Annotated in this window: 16 protein-coding genes; 13 read left to right on the top strand and 3 right to left on the bottom strand. The window is 66.7% G+C overall.

All coding sequences use genetic code 11. The annotated features are described in order from the left end of the window. Nucleotides 1–7: 7 nt before the first annotated feature. The 4 genes from HV742_RS21595 to lpxC all read left to right on the top strand — a co-directional run bounded on the left by HV742_RS21595 (nucleotide 8) and on the right by lpxC (nucleotide 4,602). On the top strand, nucleotides 8–832 hold the full coding sequence (locus tag HV742_RS21595; protein ID WP_049071394.1) for a cell division protein FtsQ/DivIB: 825 nt from the start codon (nucleotides 8–10) through the stop codon (nucleotides 830–832). Nucleotides 833–836: 4 nt separating this feature from the next. Continuing rightward, nucleotides 837–2,063: a cell division protein FtsA gene (ftsA, locus tag HV742_RS21590; RefSeq protein ID WP_006217473.1), complete on the top strand. Its 1,227-nt coding sequence runs from the start codon at nucleotides 837–839 to the stop codon at nucleotides 2,061–2,063. Between the two features lie 190 nt (nucleotides 2,064–2,253). Further along, on the top strand, nucleotides 2,254–3,438 hold the full coding sequence (gene ftsZ, locus HV742_RS21585; RefSeq protein ID WP_020925134.1) for a cell division protein FtsZ: 1,185 nt from the start codon (nucleotides 2,254–2,256) through the stop codon (nucleotides 3,436–3,438). 240 nt (nucleotides 3,439–3,678) lie between these two features. Then, nucleotides 3,679–4,602 (top strand): UDP-3-O-acyl-N-acetylglucosamine deacetylase, encoded by a 924-nt coding sequence (lpxC, locus tag HV742_RS21580; RefSeq protein ID WP_006388787.1) that lies wholly within the window; start codon nucleotides 3,679–3,681, stop codon nucleotides 4,600–4,602. Nucleotides 4,603–4,800: 198 nt separating this feature from the next. Here lpxC and HV742_RS21575 read toward each other — a convergent pair whose 3' ends face one another. Further along, nucleotides 4,801–5,208 (bottom strand): flagellar hook-length control protein FliK, encoded by a 408-nt coding sequence (locus tag HV742_RS21575; protein WP_006388788.1) that lies wholly within the window; start codon nucleotides 5,206–5,208, stop codon nucleotides 4,801–4,803. A gap of 127 nt (nucleotides 5,209–5,335) precedes the next feature. Between HV742_RS21575 and HV742_RS21570 the strand changes: the two genes are divergently transcribed. From HV742_RS21570 to HV742_RS21545, 6 genes are all read left to right on the top strand, one after another. Further along, entirely contained in the window at nucleotides 5,336–6,319 is a 984-nt protein-coding gene (locus tag HV742_RS21570) for a M23 family metallopeptidase (RefSeq protein WP_049071396.1), read from the top strand. Between the two features lie 174 nt (nucleotides 6,320–6,493). Continuing rightward, complete coding sequence (gene secA, locus HV742_RS21565; protein WP_054419228.1) at nucleotides 6,494–9,229, top strand: preprotein translocase subunit SecA; 2,736 nt, start codon at nucleotides 6,494–6,496, stop codon at nucleotides 9,227–9,229. 12 nt (nucleotides 9,230–9,241) lie between these two features. Continuing rightward, complete coding sequence (locus HV742_RS21560; RefSeq protein WP_175146320.1) at nucleotides 9,242–9,961, top strand: VOC family protein; 720 nt, start codon at nucleotides 9,242–9,244, stop codon at nucleotides 9,959–9,961. A 182-nt stretch (nucleotides 9,962–10,143) separates the two neighbouring features. Continuing rightward, nucleotides 10,144–10,887, top strand: a complete 744-nt coding sequence (locus tag HV742_RS21555) for a GntR family transcriptional regulator (protein ID WP_054419231.1) — start codon at nucleotides 10,144–10,146, stop codon at nucleotides 10,885–10,887. Further along, nucleotides 10,884–11,873 (top strand): tripartite tricarboxylate transporter substrate binding protein, encoded by a 990-nt coding sequence (locus HV742_RS21550; protein WP_049071401.1) that lies wholly within the window; start codon nucleotides 10,884–10,886, stop codon nucleotides 11,871–11,873. The genes HV742_RS21555 and HV742_RS21550 overlap by 4 nt, the downstream gene beginning before the upstream one ends. Before the next feature lie 59 nt (nucleotides 11,874–11,932). Next, nucleotides 11,933–13,627, top strand: a complete 1,695-nt coding sequence (locus tag HV742_RS21545) for a thiamine pyrophosphate-binding protein (RefSeq protein ID WP_175146319.1) — start codon at nucleotides 11,933–11,935, stop codon at nucleotides 13,625–13,627. A gap of 77 nt (nucleotides 13,628–13,704) precedes the next feature. Here HV742_RS21545 and HV742_RS21540 read toward each other — a convergent pair whose 3' ends face one another. After that, nucleotides 13,705–14,241, bottom strand: coding sequence for a cysteine dioxygenase family protein (locus tag HV742_RS21540; RefSeq protein WP_175146318.1), 537 nt, complete (start codon nucleotides 14,239–14,241; stop codon nucleotides 13,705–13,707). A 164-nt stretch (nucleotides 14,242–14,405) separates the two neighbouring features. On the opposite strand from HV742_RS21540, the gene HV742_RS21535 reads away from it, so the two are divergent. The 3 genes from HV742_RS21535 to HV742_RS21525 all read left to right on the top strand — a co-directional run bounded on the left by HV742_RS21535 (nucleotide 14,406) and on the right by HV742_RS21525 (nucleotide 16,589). Next, a complete protein-coding gene (locus HV742_RS21535) occupies nucleotides 14,406–15,185 on the top strand; it encodes an SDR family oxidoreductase (RefSeq protein WP_049071409.1) in 780 nt (259 codons plus the stop codon). A 103-nt stretch (nucleotides 15,186–15,288) separates the two neighbouring features. Further along, on the top strand, nucleotides 15,289–15,747 hold the full coding sequence (locus tag HV742_RS21530; protein ID WP_006388798.1) for an Lrp/AsnC family transcriptional regulator: 459 nt from the start codon (nucleotides 15,289–15,291) through the stop codon (nucleotides 15,745–15,747). A gap of 230 nt (nucleotides 15,748–15,977) precedes the next feature. Next, entirely contained in the window at nucleotides 15,978–16,589 is a 612-nt protein-coding gene (locus HV742_RS21525) for a gamma-glutamylcyclotransferase (RefSeq protein WP_049071410.1), read from the top strand. A 76-nt stretch (nucleotides 16,590–16,665) separates the two neighbouring features. Here the strand turns inward: HV742_RS21525 and pagP are convergent, their stop codons facing one another. Next, the gene (pagP, locus tag HV742_RS21520; RefSeq protein ID WP_049071412.1) at nucleotides 16,666–17,220 is read right to left on the bottom strand and encodes a lipid IV(A) palmitoyltransferase PagP; all 555 of its coding nucleotides are present in this window, start codon (nucleotides 17,218–17,220) and stop codon (nucleotides 16,666–16,668) included. Nucleotides 17,221–17,241: the final 21 nt, after the last annotated feature.

Below are 17,241 nucleotides of genomic sequence, written 5' to 3'. Positions count from 1 at the left end.
ACATTCTGTGTGGAACGACGCTCGCACGACCAACCTGATCGCCAACACGCTTGCCGTGCTGGCGGTCTGCGCCATGCTCCTGGCGGGCGTGGTGTGGGTGGCGCAGCGTCCGTACTTCACGCTGTCGGCCATCGAGCTGGAGTCCACGCCGGACACCGAACTGCACTATGTCTCGCCGGGCGCGGTGCGCGCGGCGATCGCGGGGCGCTTCAGGGGCAACTTCTTCACGGTGGACCTGGACGACGCGCGCGAGATCTTCGAGTCGGTGCCATGGGTGCGCCACGCCACCGTGCGGCGGATCTGGCCCAATGTGCTGCGCGTGCGCATCGAGGAACAGCAGCCGCTGGCGCTGTGGAACGAGAACCAGATGATCAACACCTGGGGCGAGGCGTTCACGGCCAACACGGGCGAGGTGGACGACGAGACGGTGTTGCCGCAGTTCTCCGGACCCGAGGGCACCGAATCGCTGGTGGTGCAACGCTACGCCGAACTGGCGCGCTGGTTCGCGCCGCTCGATATGCATGTCAAGCAGCTGGAGCTGAGTCCGCGCTACGCCTGGCGCGTGGTGCTGTCCAACGGCATGCTGCTGGACCTGGGCCGCGATCCGGGCGCCGATGCGCCGGATCCGCATGGCCTGCCTGGCGCGCTGCCGTTCGCCGCGCGCATTCAACGCTTTGTGCAGGCCTGGCCCGCCGTGGCGGCGCGCCTGGAAGGGCGCACCATCACACAGGCCGACCTGCGTTATCCCAATGGTTTCGCCCTGGCGCTGGCCCCGTTGCCCGCGTCAGCAAACAAACCCAAATCCACACCGAAACCTCCCAAGAAACGCTAACGCCATGACCCGTGACATCAAGGACCTTATCGTCGCCCTCGATATCGGCACCAGCAAGGTGGTGGCTGTGGTGGCTGAAATCCTGCCCGAAGGGCGATTCGAAGTGCTCGGCCTCGGCCAGCATGAATCGCGCGGCATGCGCAAGGGCGTGGTCGTCAATATCGAGACCACCGTGAATTCGATTCAGCGCGCGCTTGAAGAAGCCGAGCTGATGGCGGATTGCAAGATCCGCGACGTCTACACCGGCATCGCCGGCAGCCATATCCGCAGCTTCAATTCCAGCGGCATGGTCGCCGTGAAGGACAAGGAAGTCACCGCCACCGACGTCGCCCGCGTCATCGAGACCGCCAAGGCGGTGAACATTCCGACCGACCAGCAGGTGCTGCACGTGCTGACGCAGGAGTTCATCGTCGACGGCCAGGAAGACATCCGCGAGCCGATCGGCATGAGCGGCCTGCGCCTGGAAGTGCGCGTGCACATCGTGACCGGCGCTGTCAGCGCCGCGCAGAACATCGTCAAGTGCGTGCGCCGCTGCGGCCTGGAAGTGCAGGACCTGATTCTGCAGCCGCTGGCCTCGAGCCTGGCCGTGCTGACCGCCGACGAAAAGGAACTGGGCGTCGTCCTCGTGGATATCGGCGGCGGCACCACCGACGTGGCGATCTTCACCGGCGGCGCGATCCGCCACACCGCCGTGCTGCCGATCGCCGGCGACCAGATCACCAACGACATCGCGGCCATGCTGCGCACGCCGACGCCCGATGCCGAGGAAATCAAGCTGCGCTACGGCGTGGCCAAGCAGGTGCTGGCCAGCCCGGACGAGTCCGTGGAAGTGCCGGGCCTGGGTGACCGCGGCCCGCGCCAGGTCAAGCGCCAGGCGCTGGGCGCCGTGATCGAGCCGCGCGTCGAAGAGCTGTTCACGCTGGTGCAGCAGGTGGTGCGCGACTCCGGCTACGAGGACCTGCTGGCTTCCGGCGTGGTGCTGACCGGCGGCTCGGCGCAATTGCCCGGCATGATCGAACTGGCTGAGGACGTGTTCCTCAAGCCGGTGCGCGTGGCGGTGCCCGAATACGAAGGCAGCCTGGCCGACGTGATGCGCAATCCGCGCTTCTCGACCGTGATGGGGCTGCTGCAGGAAGCGCGCATGCAACGCGTGCGCGGCCGCAAGGTCGCCGCGCAGACCGGCAATTTCAAGAGCCTGCTGGCGCGCATGAAGGAATGGTTCATGAATTGAAGAGGGGGGCAGGTTGGGGCCTGCTCCTTGGCACGATCCGCGGCGGTAGGGCGGGCCGGGCCAGAAAGGGGAGGCGTCTCAAACCCGTTGCGGACCAAAGCAGTCGGCTTCGGCTTTGAGGCGATTCACAAAATATAGGTTGTTGGGGAATTTTTGTGATTTGCAAAATCGGACTTGTGAGGGAGTCATCATGATGAACTTTGAGATGCTTGAGAACAACACCAAAGGGACCGTAATCAAGGTCGTTGGTGTGGGCGGTGCGGGCGGCAATGCCGTCGCGCACATGATTCGCAGCGGCGTGCACGGCGTGGATTTCATCTGCGCCAACACCGATGCGCAGGCACTGGCGGCGACCAACGCCCCGGTGCAGATTCGCCTGGGCCGCACCGGCCTGGGCGCGGGCGCCAAGCCCGAGCAAGGCCGCGCGTCGGCCGAAACCGCGCGTGAAGAGATCCGTGCCGCCCTGAACGGCGCGCACATGGTCTTCATCACCGCGGGCATGGGCGGCGGCACCGGCACGGGCGCGGGTCCGGTCGTGGCCGAAGTCGCCAAGGAGCTGGGCATTCTGACGGTGGGCGTGGTCACCAAGCCTTTCTCGTTCGAAGGCAACAAGCGCCTGAAGATGGCCGAAGACGGCATTGCCGAACTGGCCAAGCACGTGCATTCGCTCATCGTGGTGCTCAACGAGAACCTGTATGAACTGATGGACGAGGACGCGACGCAGGAAGACTGCTTCCGTTCGGCCGACGACATCCTGCACAACGCGTGCGCGGGTATCGCCGAAATCATCAACGTCGAAGGCAACGTCAACGTCGACTTCGAAGACGTCAAGACGATCATGGGCGAGCAGGGCCAGGCCATGATGGGCACGGCATCGGCTTCGGGCGCTGACCGCGCCCGCGTCGCCGCCGAGCACGCCATTGCCTGCCCGCTGCTGGAAGGCGTGGACCTGAACGGCGCTCGCGGCGTGCTGGTCAACATCACCGCCAGCCGCTCGCTGAAGATGCGTGAAACGCGCGAAATCATGGAAACGATCCGCAGCTACGCTTCGGACGACGCCACCGTGATCTTCGGCACCGCCTACGACGAATCGATGGGTGAAAACCTGCGCGTGACCGTGGTTGCGACCGGCCTGGGCCGTGCGCAGGCGCGTCCGCAACTGGTGCAGAACACCGCCGAGGCGCTGCGTACCGGCACCGACAACCTGCCCATGGGCACGATGCCGGCCGCCGGTCAGGGCGACTACCGCAATCTGGACATGCCGTCGGTCATGCGCAACCCGCGCAGCCAGGCGTCGGCCCAGGTGCGCGCGCTGGAAAGCTCGGGCATGGATCATTTCGACATCCCGGCGTTTCTGCGCAAGCAGGCGGATTGAACCAGGAGCCTGATTTCAGGCTCCTATGCACTCCCTCATCTCCGGCCTGCCTGTCCCCGCGGGCAGGCCGGAGGCGGAGCGGTCCGTGTTTTCTTTGTATGGCGTGAATCGGGGACGGTTTTATCGGTCGGTCGTGACGCTTTGATGGCGTCAAGAACCGGACAGAGTTACAATACGTCAGTTACGCCGGCAATCTCTTGTCATCTTGCCGGCTTCCTGGCTCAAAAATACCTTAGTCTCATGTTCCGACAGCGCAGCATTCAGAATCTCGTCCGCACGACAGGCGTCGGCGTCCACTCCGGACGGCGGGTCGAGCTCACCCTGCGCCCGGCGGCGCCCAATACGGGCATCGTGTTCCATCGCGTTGACCTGCCCGAAGTCGTTGACCTGCCCGCGCAGGCCACGGGCGTGGGCGATACGCGCATGGCGTCCGTGCTGCAGCAGGGCAATGTCCGCGTGTCCACGGTGGAACATCTCATGTCGGCGCTGGCCGGCCTGGGCATAGACAACCTGCATATCGACCTCACTGCCGAAGAAGTCCCCATCATGGACGGCAGTGCGGCAACCTTCGTGTACCTGTTGCGCTCGGCGGGCATCGTCGAGCAGAACGCGCCGAAGCAGTTCATCCGCGTGTTGAAGACGGTGGAAGTGCGCGAGGGCGAAGGCCGCAACGAGAAGTGGGCCCGCCTCGAACCCCATGAAGGGTACGCGCTGGCCTTCTCGATCGACTTCCGCCACCCCGCCATCGACTCGACCGCGAATTTCGCCGAAATCGATTTCGCCACCCATTCGTATGTGCGCGAGATCGCGCGCGCCCGCACCTTCGGCTTCGTCAACGAAGTCGAGGCGCTGCGCTCGATGGGCCTGGCCCGCGGCGGCAGCCTGGACAACGCCATCGTGATGGACGAATACCGCGTCTTGAACAGCGATGGCCTGCGCTACGACGACGAATTCGTGAAGCACAAGATCCTGGACGCCATCGGCGATCTTTACCTGCTGGGCAAGCCGCTGGTGGCGCGCTATGTGGCGTGCAAGTCGGGCCATGGCCTGAACAACCAGTTGGCGCGCGCGCTGCTGGCCCAGCGTGACGCCTGGGAACTGGTCAGCTACGAATCGCAGGCCGAGGCGCCGCAGGCGTTCCGGCACGAATGGCAACTGGCCTGAGGCCGGTCAGCCGCTGATGGTCGGTGCGCCGGGGTCCGTCCCCGGCTGGCAACCGGCCATTTTCATTTGGATGGCTCCGCTTGGGGCCATGCCTCACTCCGCTGGCGCGGTCCCGGCGCCTACCGCGGGGTCATCCCGTCCGGCAATGGAGCCATTGCGGTCATCCGAAAGGCGGGCATCCGGACAAGCCCGGCTATCTCAGCTACTCTTGTGGTGCTTCAATAGCCTGGCCACCGCGTCGGCCAACGGGCCGGGGCGCAGGTTGTCATGCAGGGTCTCGAAGGCGCCCAGGGCGGCATCGCCCAGCGGCTGCGCCTCTTTCGGCGGCAGCGGCTTGCGGGCGCCGGGCTTGGGCAGGCCGGCTTGTACCTTCACGGCAATTTCGTTAAGGTTCCAGCCTTGGTCCGCCAAGGCCTGCGCGATGCGCGGGGCCAATTGACGCATCTTCGCCGCGTGCGCGGCGCTGGGCACCACCAGTTGAAGGCGCTGGTTTTCCAGCTTGCCGACCTGGCAGACGGAGCCCAACGGGGCGGGCAGGATCGCCGCTACCGCATATTGGATTTGCAAGTGCTTGCGGGCGGTCGCCAGTACCCCGGCGCCCCGCATGTCATGACCCAGCCATCCCAGGGCGGTATTTTCCCCTCGCCGGCTGGAACTGGAACGTTGACGGTATGAAGTGGGTCTATTCATCCCGGCTCTGAGAATTAGGAAGCAAACCTTGAAAATCGTGATTATGCACGCCCGCGACGGGCAGGACGGGCATTTCACCCTGGGAGGCGCGCGCTTGGCGTTGTTTCTGGGGGGCGCGCTGATGACGGCCGCCATCTTCGGCGCCGCCCTTCAGCGCTACATTACACCCATCCTGCCCGCCGTACACACCGTCGGCTGGCCGCTGTCCGAACAGCCGGGGCGTGATGCCGATTTCCTGCGCGGAAACATGAATCTGCTGGCCGCCAAGGTGGGCGCGTTGCAGGCCAAGCTGGCCAGCATCGACGGCCTGGGTCAGCGGGTGGCGAAGGTGGCGGGGGTGGCCTACACCGACCCCGAGGTGGCCAAGCAACTGGCCTCGGCCCCGGTCGACACGCAGCATGCGCCCGAGGCCACCCAGGTGATGGACGACCTGTTCACCGAAGGCACGCCGCCCAGCGCCGCCTCGGCCGAGGCCCTGGGCCGCCAGCTGGACGAGATCCAGGAACGGCTGGCCCTGCAGACCGACAACCTCAAGCTGCTGGACGCGGCGCTGACCCGGCGCTCGGCCGATCAGGCGCGCATGCCGACGGCGATGCCGATCACCGATTATCCCTACCTCAGTTCTTCCTATGGCTGGCGGCGTAATCCCGTCACCGGACGCTCCGCCATGCACGAGGGGCTGGACTTCGCCGCGCCGCCGGGCACGCCCATCCTGGCGGCCTCGGGCGGGGTGGTGCTGGAAGCCAAATTCCACCCCGGCTACGGCAACATGGTCGAGATCGACCATGGCGACGGCCTGATCACACGGTATGCCCATGCCTCTTCCCTGATGGTCAAGCAGGGGCAATTGGTCGAACGGGGCCAGCAGGTGGCGCGGGTCGGTTCGTCCGGCCGCTCCACCGGGCCGCACCTGCATTTCGAGGTCCGCCTGGCCGGGCAGCCGCTGGATCCGCGGCTGTTCCTCGGCCCGCAGCAGCACGCGCCGCCGACGGTGGCGCAAGCCGCCGGCGACAGCGCCGCGCGCTGACGCCCGATCCAGGCTACAGTGCCACCCTGGCCATAGGTCCAGGCTATTACGCGCCAGGTGCGTTAAACTGGTTCGTTTCCCAGCGGACCCCCGCTCAACCAAATAAATCAAGTCACGGGCGACGCCGCCCTGGCCCCATGCGGGCGCGGCGGGGCTCGTGCGGCCGACATACGCATGGTTTCTCTGCTCAAAAAACTCATAGGCAGCCGCAACGACCGGCTGCTTAAGCAGTATCGCAAGCTGGTAACCCAGATCAATGGGCTGGAGCCCAAGATCTCCGCGCTCTCCGATGCGGAGCTGGCGGCCAAGACCGCGGAATTCCGTTCCCGTCATTCCCAGGGCACGTCGCTGGACGACCTGCTGCCCGAAGCCTTCGCCGTGGTGCGCGAAGCGGGCAAGCGGGTGTTCGGCATGCGCCACTTCGATGCCCAGCTGCTGGGCGGCATCGCCCTGCACAGCGGCAAGATCGCCGAAATGCGCACGGGCGAAGGCAAGACGCTGATGGCCACGCTGCCGGTCTACCTGAACGCGATCGCCGCCAAGGGCGTGCACGTGGTCACGGTGAACGACTACCTGGCCCGCCGCGACGCCGAATGGATGGGACGCCTGTATCACTTCCTCGGCCTGTCCACGGGCGTGGTGGTGCCGCAGCAGCCGAACGAGGAAAAGAAGGCCGCCTACGCCGCCGACATTACCTACGGCACCAACAACGAATTCGGTTTCGACTACTTGCGCGACAACATGGAATACCGTGTTGAGGACCGGCGCCAGCGCGGCCTGTTCTACGCCATCGTCGACGAAGTGGACTCGATCCTCATCGACGAAGCGCGCACGCCGCTGATCATCTCCGGCCAGGCCGAGGACCACACCGAACTCTACATCCGCATGAACGCGGTGCCGCCGCTGCTGACCCGCATGGCCAGCGAGCCCAAGCCGCAGGAGCCGGAACCCGAGGGCGACTACTGGGTCGATGAAAAGAGCCAGCAGGTCTACCTGTCGGAAGCCGGCCACGTCAACGCCGAAGGCATCCTGGCGCGCCTGGGCATCCTGCCCGAGGGCGAGTCGCTGTACGACCCGCGCCACATCGCGCTGATGCATCACCTGATGGTGGCGCTGCGCGCCAACACGCTGTTCTTCCGCGACCAGCAATACGTGGTGCAGGATGGCGAAGTCATCATCGTCGACGAATTCACCGGCCGCCTGATGGTGGGTCGCCGCTGGTCCGACGGCCTGCACCAGGCGGTCGAGGCCAAGGAAGGCGTGAAGATCCAGCACGAGAACCAGACGCTGGCGTCGATCACCTTCCAGAACTACTTCCGCATGTACGAGAAGCTGTCCGGCATGACCGGCACGGCCGACACGGAAGCGTACGAATTCCAGGAGATCTACGGGCTCGAGACGGTCATCATCCCGACCAACAAGCCCATGATCCGCAAGGACCAGAACGACCAGGTCTTCAAGACCGACGGCGAAAAGTACAACGCCATCCTCGAAGACATCCGCGATTGCCACGAGCGCGGCCAGCCGGTGCTGGTGGGCACCACCAGCATCGAGAACTCCGAGCTGCTGTCGGGCCTGCTGAAAAAGGCCAAGCTGCCGCACGAGGTGCTGAACGCCAAGCAGCACGCGCGTGAAGCCGAGATCGTCGCCGAAGCCGGCAAGCCGGGCCACATCACCATCGCCACCAATATGGCGGGCCGCGGCACCGACATCGTGCTGGGCGGCAGCGTCGACAAGCAGGTCGACCTGATCCGCGCCGACGAATCGCTGTCCGAAGCCGAAAAGACCGCGCGCATCGAGAAGGTCCGCGCCGACTGGAAACCGCTCAACGAGCAGGTCAAGGCCGCGGGCGGCCTGCGCATCATCGGCACCGAGCGCCACGAATCGCGCCGTATCGACAACCAGCTGCGCGGCCGCGCCGGCCGCCAGGGCGACCCGGGTTCGTCGCGCTTCTACCTGTCGCTGGAAGATTCGCTGATGCGCATCTTCGCGGGCGACCGTGTGCGCGCCATCATGGAACGCCTGAAGCTGCCCGAGGGCGAGCCGATCGAGGCCGGCATGGTGACGCGTTCCATCGAGACCGCGCAGCGCAAGGTCGAAGGCCGCAACTTCGACATCCGCAAGCAACTGCTGGAATACGACGACGTCGCCAACGACCAGCGCAAGGTGCTGTACGCGCAGCGCAACGAAGTGCTGGAAGCGGCCAGCGTCAGCGCCACGGTCGAGAACCTGCGCGACGCCGCGGTGGTCGACCTGTTCAACACCTACGTGCCGCCGGAATCGGTGGAAGAGCAGTGGGACATCCCGGCCTTGCAGAAGGCGCTGGAGGCTGATTGGCAGATCCACCTGCCGTTGACCGAGATGCTCGAGAAGGAAGCCAACCTGACCGACGAGGATCTGCGCGAGCGCGTGATCGCGGCGGCGCGCGACGTCTACCAGGGCAAGGTCGACCAGGTCGGCGCCGAATCGTGGTCGCAGTTCGAGCGTTCGATCATGCTTCAGGCGATCGACACGCACTGGCGCGAGCACCTGTCGGCGCTGGACTATCTGCGCCAGGGCATCCATCTGCGCGGCTATGCGCAGAAGAACCCCAAGCAGGAATACAAGCGCGAAGCCTTCGAACTGTTCTCGGGCATGCTGGACCGCATCCGCGACGACGTGGTGCGCGTGCTGATGACGGTGCGCGTGCAGTCGTCCGAGCAGGTCGAGCAGGCCGAGGCCGAAGCGGCCCAGTCGCACGTGCAGAACGTGCAGTACCACCACTCCGACTACGACGAGGCCCTGGCCCAGTCGGCCGACGACGCGGGCGCCCAGCCGGTGCGCAACGTGCTGCCCAAGGTGGGCCGCAACGATCCGTGCCCGTGCGGCAGCGGCAAGAAGTACAAGCAGTGCCACGGCAAGCTGGTCTGAGCGGATAACGCCATGCTGCATGCCGTCGGCCAGACCGAGTTCGACCACGCCGTGGTCATGGTGCGCGACCGGCTGGATGCGCTGGCGCCGCATTTCGAGCGCCAGGGCTTTCACCTGAGCGACAAGGCGGTGCACAACCTGGGTTCGTGCAACCGCCTGATCGTGCTGGAAGGCTCCTACGTCGAACTGCTGGGCTGGCCGCCCGGCGCGCCGCCGGCGCGCAAGGAAATCGCCGATTCGCCCTTCGGGCTCGAGGCGCTGGTGTTCCGCACCTACGACGCCGAGGCCACGCGCGAGCGCCTGCTCGCCGCCGGCTTCGCCGTCAATCCGATGCAGGAACTGTCCCGTCCCGCCATGCTGGACGGCCGGGAAGTCGAGGCCCGTTTCCATACCGTGCGTTTCGCCGAGCAGCCGCTGCCTGGCATTCGCATGTATTTCTGCCGTCACCTGACGCCCGAGTGCGTCTGGTCGCCTGAATTGATGGCCCATCCCAATGGCGCCCGCAGCCTGCTTCGCATCGACGCCCGTGCCGCGCAGCCGCGCCAGGTGGCCGAACGGCTGGCCCTGGTGGCAGGGGTGACGGCCGAGGCCGCCGCCGGCGGTTGGGACGTGCCGCTGGCCAACCTGCGCATCCACGTGCGGGAAGACGCCACGGCCGTGACCCCGGTGCTGTCCACGCTGACGCTGGAAAACCGCGACGGCGCCCACTACACGCTCGATACCGGCGTCTGATCCAACCTTCCGCGCGCGGTCGTCGCGCGGGTCTTTCCCTTCGTCCAACTTCCCTCCCTGTCTTTCCGGGGACGGAACGCTGACGTGCGTCTTTCGGGCAAACCCGGGTTGTGGGGCAAAGTGTATGCACTTTAGTATGCACTTCAACCCCAACCCGGAGCGCCCAGGCGGCCGACACCCTCATGACGTCATCCCGACCCGCAGCCCGCACCACGGCCGGCCAGGCCGAGCTGTACAACGCCGTCAAGGCGATGGCGGTGAGTTTCGAGTTCAAGCCGGGCGAGCGCATTAACGAAGTCGAACTGGCCAGGCGCCTGAACGTGAGCCGCACGCCGCTGCGCGAGGTGCTCAACCAACTGATGGTGGAGGGCTTCCTGACCCGTTCGGTGAACCGCGGTTTCATCGCGCGGCTGCTCGACGCCAAGCAGATCCATAGCCTCTATGAATACCGCGCGGTGCTCGAGGCCGGCATTGTGCGCGCCGCCTGCGAACGCGCCACCGACGAGGAACTGGCGGCGCTGCGCGCGTTTGTCGAACGCTCGCGCGACGTGCCCGAGGACAGCGACGCGACCCGCCTGCTGGAGCTGGACGAGGCGTTTCACCTGACACTGGCGCGCTATTCGCGCAATGACGAATTCGTGCGCGCGCTGGAGAGCGTCAACGCCCGCATCCATTTCGTGCGCTGGATCGACATGCAGCAGGGCCGCCGCAGCCACACCCAGGGCGAACACTTGCGCATTGTCCAGGCGCTGGAGCGGCGCGACATGGATGCCCTGCCGGACATGATGCGCAGCCACATCGGCCGGCGGCTGGACCAGATCACCGATGTCATCCGCACCGGCTTTTCCACGATTTACATGCGGGACCAGGCCGAACCCGCTGTCGCAGCGCCGGCCAACACCACAACAGCAGGGGAAAACACATGACCTACACAACGATGCGGCGCGCCTTGGCGGCCGTGTGCGCGCTTGCCGCGCTGGGAGGCGGCCTGGCCGCCGCGCCCGCCCATGCGGAGGAAAAGCCGCTGATCCTGGTGGTGCCGTATCCGCCCGGCGGCAGCACCGACATCCTGGCCCGCATCCTGCAGCCTCGGCTGTCCAAGGAACTGGGCGGCCGTGCCGTGGTGGTGGAGAACCGCCCGGGCGCCGCCAGCCAGATCGCCACCGCTTTCGTGGCGCGGGCCGAACCGGACGGCAGCACGCTGCTTGTCAGCTTCGACAATCACGGCATCAACCCGGCGGTGAAGCCCAAGCTGCCGTACGACACCTTCAAGGACTTCGTCGCCATCACCCAGACCGTGCGCTTCCCGCTGGTGCTGGGCGCCAATCCGGGCGTGCCGGGCGATAACCTGAAGGAATTCCTGGCGGCCGCGGCCAAGCAGCCGCCCAACAAGTTCAACTATGCCTCCACCGGCGTGGGATCGCTGAACCACCTGGCGCCCGAAGAACTCAAGCGCCTGTCTAAGGTGGAGCTACTGCACGTGCCGTACGGCGGCGGCGGACCGGCCATCCAGGCCGTGGTGGGCGGCCAGGCCAACATGACCTGGTTGAGCTTTGCCGCGCTGCGCGGCCAGATCCAGGCCGGCAAGATCAAGCCGCTGGCGGTGGCCGGCGAGAAGCGCCTGCCGGACCTGCCCAACGTGCCGACGGTGGCGGAGTCCGGTTTTCCGGGCTTCGTCGCCTATTCGTGGAGCGGCATGTTCGCGCCCAAGGGCACGCCGGCGGCGACCGTCAAGAAGCTGACGCAGGCGTTCAACACGGTGCTGGCCGATCCGGACGTCAAGAAGAAGCTGGAAGAGGCCGGCTTCGAGATCGTGGCCTCGAACGGCCCGGCGCTGGATGCCTACGTGAAGGCGGAATACGACCGCTGGAGCAAGTTCATCAAGAGCAGCAACATCAACCTGGATAACTGAGCGGCCGGTGGCGGCGCGCCTTCGCGCGCCGCCCGGTCCGCGCATCGCGTGGAGAAGACATGGATACCTTGACTGGCGCCGAAGCAATGGTGCGGATGCTGCAACACAACGGCGTCAAACATATTTTCGGCTTGTGCGGCGATACCAGCCTGCCGTTCTACGACGCGCTCTACCGGCTGGATCACGGCATGCAACACATCCTGACCCGTGACGAGCGCAGCGCTGGCTACATGGCCGACGCCTATGCCCGCGTGACCGGCAAGGTCGGCGTATGCGAAGGGCCCAGCGGCGGCGGCGCGACTTATCTGCTGCCGGGGCTGGTGGAGGCCAACGAGTCGTCCATTCCGGTGCTGGGCATCACGTCCGACGTGGCGGTGGGTTCGCGCGGCAAGTACCCGCTGACCGAGCTGGACCAGGAGGCGCTGTACCGGCCGCTGACGAAGTGGAACCGCACCATCGATCGCGCCGACCAGATCCCCGGCATGGTGCGCGCGGCGTTCCGCGCCATGACCACCGGCAAGCCCGGCGCGGCGCACCTGTGCTTTCCGTATGACGTGATGAAGCAGCAGGTCGATGGCGCCGACGTCTGGGCCCAGCCCGAGCACGCGCAATTTCCGTCGCTGCGCTACGCGCCGGATCCGTCGGACGTGGCGCGCGCGGCGCAGCGCCTGGTGGGCGCGCGTTCGCCGGTCATCATCTGCGGCGGCGGCGTGGTGATCGCCGGCGCCAGCGGCGCGCTGCAGGAACTGGCCGAGAGCCTGAAGGCGGCGGTCTGCGTGACCGTCAGCGGCCAGGGCAGCCTGGCCGACACGCATCCGCTGAACGCGGGCGTGGTGGGGTCGAACGGCGGCGTGATGGCCACGCGCGACGTGGTGGCCGCGGCCGACGTGGTGCTGTTCGTCGGCTGCCGCGCGGGTTCGACCTCGACCGAGCACTGGCGCTTCCCGAACCGCGACGTGCCGATCCTGCACATCGACATCGACCCGATGGTGATCGGCGCCAATTACCTGACCGAAGTCGGCATGGTGGGCGACGCCAAGCTGGCCCTGCAGGCGCTGGGCGCCGAGGTGCAGGCGCGCCTGGCGCACCGGCCGTCCGACGCCGTCGATGGCGCGGTGCTGGCGGGCCGCGCCAAGGCCGCGCGGCGCGCGCAACTGGAGCCGCTGGCGAGCAGCCTGGAGGCGCCGATCCGCCCCGAACGCGTGGTGCAGTCGCTCAATCGCCTGCTGCCCGACGACGCCGTGGTGTGCGCGGATCCCGGCACGCCGTGCCCGTACTTCTCGGCCTACTACGACGTGTCGCGGCCCGGCCGCCACTTCATCACCAACCGCGCCCATGGCGCCTTGGGCTTTTCGATGTCGGCGGCGCTCGGCGCCTGGGTCGGCCGGCCGAACGCCAAGTGCGTGTCGGTGATGGGCGACGGCAGCTTCGGATTCACGGTCGGCGAGCTCGAGACCATCGTGCGCCACAAGGCGCCGCTGCTGATGATCGTGTTTTCGAACTCGGTCTATGGCTGGATCAAGGCCAGCCAGAAGGCCGGCTACGACAAGCGCTACTACAGCGTGGACTTCGACCGTACCGACCACGCCCGCATTGCCGAAGCCTATGGCGTGAAGGCCTGGCGGGTCGAGGACCCGGCCAAGCTGGACGCGGCGATCAAGGCGGCGATGGAGCATGACGGCCCGGCGCTGATCGACGTGGTGGCGCAGCCGCTGCAGGACGCCGCGGCGCCGGTCAGCCAGTGGATGGGCTGAGAACCCGGCCGGGAAATGTGCAGCGGGGCCTTGGAAGGCCCCGCTTTTTTTCGGGATGCCGGTTGCGGCGGACGGCGTCAGTGCGGCGCGGGCGTGGGCACCAGATGATTGACGCCGGTGCAGAGATCGGCCTGGTCGACCCCGTAGATATGCAGGGACACGGCAACGCCGGGGCCGGCATTGCCGAGGCGGTGGATCTGATGCAGGCCCTGGGACGCGGTGATGATGTCGCCCGGGCGGCGGCTGATTTCGCCGCAGGGCAGGGCGGCGCCGGCGGCGGGGTCCCAGCGGTAATGGGTTTCGGCCAGTTCGCCCTGCAGCACCTGGTACGTGCACCAGGTCTTGTGGCCATGGACCGGGCTGAATTGTCCCGGGCGCCAGATCAGGTAGGCGACGGTGAAGGCGCCGTGCGGGTCGGCATAGGCGATGTGGCGGGTGTAGCGGTCGGGGCGGCCGGCGCGCAGTTCCGCGGGCAGGGCTTGCAGCATGTCGCCGGCATTGGCGACGCTGGCGGCCAGCTCGCGCAGCAAGGCGCGGGCCGCGTTCATCTGGGCGGCCTGCACCGATTCGCACAGCGAGCGCAGGTCGGCGGTGGCGAGCGGGAGGTTGGGCATGGACGTACGCCTGAATGACAAGCTTTCATCTTAGGGTTTCATGCTGGAATGCCTTTGCCAAATTGGCCCGCATGGAACGGATGTTTAGAAAAAAATTCCACCCCGGCGCGCCGCCCCCGCTCCTATACTGATCCGCATCTTGGAACCACTCTGGAGGGGTTGGCATGGATCTCGGGATCAGCGGCAAGACGGCATTGGTATTCGGCGGCAGCCGCGGCATGGGACGGGCCTGCGCCCTGCAATTGGCGCGCGAAGGCGTGGCGGTGACAATCGCGGCGCGCAATCCGCAGACGCTGGAGCAGGCCGCGAGCGAGATCTCGCGGGAGGCCGGCATCGGCGTGGGTTGGGTCTCGGCCGACCTGACCCGGCCAGAGGGACGTGACGCCGCGCTGGCCGCCTGTCCCCATCCCGATATCCTGATCAACAATGCCGACGGCCCCATGCCGGGCGATTTCCGCGATTGGTCGCACGATGACTGGATCGCGGCGCTGGACTCGATGATGCTCGGCCCGATCGACATGATCCGGCGCGTGGTCGACGGCATGATCGAGCGGCGCTTCGGCCGCATCGTCAACATCGTGTCGCGCAGCGTGAAGGCGCCGCATGCCGAACTGGGCCTGTCCAACGGCGCGCGGGCCGGGCTGATCGGCTTTGTCAGCGGCCTTGCGCGACAGACCGTGAGGCACAACGTCACCATCAACAACCTGCTGCCCGGGGCCTTCGCCACCGATGCGCAGGCGCGCCATATCCGCGGGATGCTGGAGGAAGGCGGCAAGACCTTCGAGCAGCTGTGGGACGAGCGTGGCCGCGCCAGTCCCGCCGGCCGCTATGGCCAGCCCGAGGAGCTGGGGGCGCTGTGCGCCTATGTCTGCTCGGCGCAGGCGGGCTACATGACGGCGCAGAACATCCTGCTCGATGGCGGCGGCTACCCCGGCACGTACTGAAGCCGCGCCGCCGGCGCTGTCCCGGGCCGCTTAGGGTGTTCCACGGCTGGACGCGGTCCGGGCGTCAGGGCAAGATTGCGGCGATATCGCTTGAGGAACCTCCATGGACCAGACGGACATCAAGATCCTGGCGTTGCTGCAGAAGGACGCCACCTGCTCGGTCGCCGAGATCGCCGAGCAGGTCAACCTGTCCGTCACGCCATGCTGGCGCCGCATCCAGAAGCTCAAGGACGACGGCGTCATCGCCCGCAACGCGATTCTGCTGGACCCGCGCGCACTGGGGCTGAACCTGACCGTGTTCGTCTCCATCAAGACCAGCCAGCACAACGAGAAATGGACCCAGAGCCTGATCAACGCCGTCATGGCGCTGCCGAACGTGGTCGAATTCCATCGCATGGCGGGCGACATCGACTACCTGCTCAAGGTGGTGGTCGAGGACATGGCGGCCTATGACCGCTTCTACCGCCGCCTGATCGCCGCAGTCGACCTGCTGGACGTCAGCGCCAGCTTCTCGATGGAAGTCATCAAGAGCACCACGGAATTGCCGCTGGACGCGCTCTAGGCGCGGCCGCCCGACACGCTCCGCGCGGGGTCGTTCCCGGAGGGGCGGCCGGTGGCAAACGGGCCCGGACGCCAACGCGCAATTTTTTTCCCTGGCGCCGGCCTCCGGCGAATACAAATTTCTTTCGGCCTGTTGCAGGCGCCCTATCTCGCAATTCTTTTGCGCGCCGGGCGGCGTAGCATATCCGTCATTCCCGCCATGGGAATGAACCCGGGATATCAGAGGACCCTATGTCGTTGGCAGTACCCGCCGGCTGTGCCGGACTGGCGAAGACGCAACCCGCGTCGGTGGAAGAGCTTTTGGTGGGATGGAACGGCACCGACGACCTGTGGGTGTTCGCCTACGGCTCCCTAATCTGGCATCCCGGCTTTGCCTGGCGCGAACGGCGCCTGGCCACGGTGCGCGGCTATCACCGCTCGCTTTGCCTGTGGTCGCATGACCACCGCGGCTCGCCCGACAATCCCGGACTGGTGTTCGGGCTGGACCGCGGCGGCTGCTGCCGCGGCGTGGCGTTTCAGATCGCGGCCGATGACGTGCCGGTGGTGTTCCAGGCGTTGTGGCGCCGCGAGATGGTCACTGGCGCCTATACGCCGCGCTGGCTGACCTGCCATACCGAACAGGCGCCGGTGCGCGGCCTGGTGTTTCTGCTCAATCGCGCCTGCCAGGAATACGCCGCCGACCTGAGCGACGACCGCCTGCTGGCGTCGGTGCGCAACGCGGTCGGGCATTCAGGCCCCTGCCTGGATTACGTGGTGGAAACCGAAAAAGCGCTGCGCGCCCACGGCATTGACGATTGGCGCCTGGGCGAACTGGTGCGTCGCCTGGGCATGCAGCCCTGCTGAAAGGCGGCTCGCCCGAGGCCGCTGAAGCGCCTTGCGGCGGGCGCCTGGGACGGTTCCGCGGCGGCGCGCCGGGCCGTCAGAAGGCCCAGCGGCCGAACATGAACAGCACGTTGCCCGCGCCGCGCGAGCCGGGGATGTAGGTGGCGTACAGCATGGTGTCCTTGTAGCCGGCCGAGACCAGCGGCAGCACGCCGGGGAAGGGCACGTAGCTCATGATGTCGTGGCGCGCGGTCAGGAATACCGTATAGCCGGCGCCTAGCCGGAAGTTCTCGCTGACCCGTCCGATCTTCAGGAAACCATAGCCGGCGATCGGCTCGACCTTGCTGTGCGAGTCCAGGAAGGCCATGGCGTACAGGCCTTGCCAGTCGCCGTCCTCGTCGTAGATGCTGCGGCCATAGCCGCCGCCCCAGGCCAGCTCGTTGAAGCTGTTGATCTTCTCGCGGCTGTACATGGCGCGGTTGTGCCACGCGTAGCCGCTGAAATAGAGATCATTGCCGCCTTCGGTCCAGATCTGGTCGAGGCGTTGGCAGGCGGACTGGGCCCACGAGGGCAAATTGTCGCAGGCGTGCGCGGCGGCACTGAAGGTCGAGAGCAGCAGGCAAAAAAGCGCGGCCCGGAATCTGGCGGTCATTGTAAGAACAGAGAATGATGA

This window comes from Achromobacter ruhlandii, from assembly GCF_902859695.1.
Lineage (GTDB): Bacteria > Pseudomonadota > Gammaproteobacteria > Burkholderiales > Burkholderiaceae_B > Achromobacter > Achromobacter ruhlandii.
This window is presented reverse-complemented; position numbering and strand designations above follow the sequence as displayed.

What these genes read in the sequence shown, in the direction of transcription:
- ftsA (WP_006217473.1), top strand. Translation starts at nt 837, where the DNA reads ATGACCCGTGACATCAAGGACCTTATCGTCGCCCTCGATATCGGCACC.
- ftsZ (WP_020925134.1), top strand. Translation starts at nt 2,254, where the DNA reads ATGATGAACTTTGAGATGCTTGAGAACAACACCAAAGGGACCGTAATC.
- lpxC (WP_006388787.1), top strand. Translation starts at nt 3,679, where the DNA reads ATGTTCCGACAGCGCAGCATTCAGAATCTCGTCCGCACGACAGGCGTC.
- HV742_RS21575 (WP_006388788.1), bottom strand. Translation starts at nt 5,208, where the DNA reads ATGCGGGGCGCCGGGGTACTGGCGACCGCCCGCAAGCACTTGCAAATC.
- HV742_RS21570 (WP_049071396.1), top strand. Translation starts at nt 5,336, where the DNA reads ATGCACGCCCGCGACGGGCAGGACGGGCATTTCACCCTGGGAGGCGCG.
- secA (WP_054419228.1), top strand. Translation starts at nt 6,494, where the DNA reads ATGGTTTCTCTGCTCAAAAAACTCATAGGCAGCCGCAACGACCGGCTG.
- HV742_RS21560 (WP_175146320.1), top strand. Translation starts at nt 9,242, where the DNA reads ATGCTGCATGCCGTCGGCCAGACCGAGTTCGACCACGCCGTGGTCATG.
- HV742_RS21555 (WP_054419231.1), top strand. Translation starts at nt 10,144, where the DNA reads ATGACGTCATCCCGACCCGCAGCCCGCACCACGGCCGGCCAGGCCGAG.
- HV742_RS21550 (WP_049071401.1), top strand. Translation starts at nt 10,884, where the DNA reads ATGACCTACACAACGATGCGGCGCGCCTTGGCGGCCGTGTGCGCGCTT.
- HV742_RS21545 (WP_175146319.1), top strand. Translation starts at nt 11,933, where the DNA reads ATGGATACCTTGACTGGCGCCGAAGCAATGGTGCGGATGCTGCAACAC.
- HV742_RS21540 (WP_175146318.1), bottom strand. Translation starts at nt 14,241, where the DNA reads ATGCCCAACCTCCCGCTCGCCACCGCCGACCTGCGCTCGCTGTGCGAA.
- HV742_RS21535 (WP_049071409.1), top strand. Translation starts at nt 14,406, where the DNA reads ATGGATCTCGGGATCAGCGGCAAGACGGCATTGGTATTCGGCGGCAGC.
- HV742_RS21530 (WP_006388798.1), top strand. Translation starts at nt 15,289, where the DNA reads ATGGACCAGACGGACATCAAGATCCTGGCGTTGCTGCAGAAGGACGCC.
- HV742_RS21525 (WP_049071410.1), top strand. Translation starts at nt 15,978, where the DNA reads ATGTCGTTGGCAGTACCCGCCGGCTGTGCCGGACTGGCGAAGACGCAA.
- pagP (WP_049071412.1), bottom strand. Translation starts at nt 17,220, where the DNA reads ATGACCGCCAGATTCCGGGCCGCGCTTTTTTGCCTGCTGCTCTCGACC.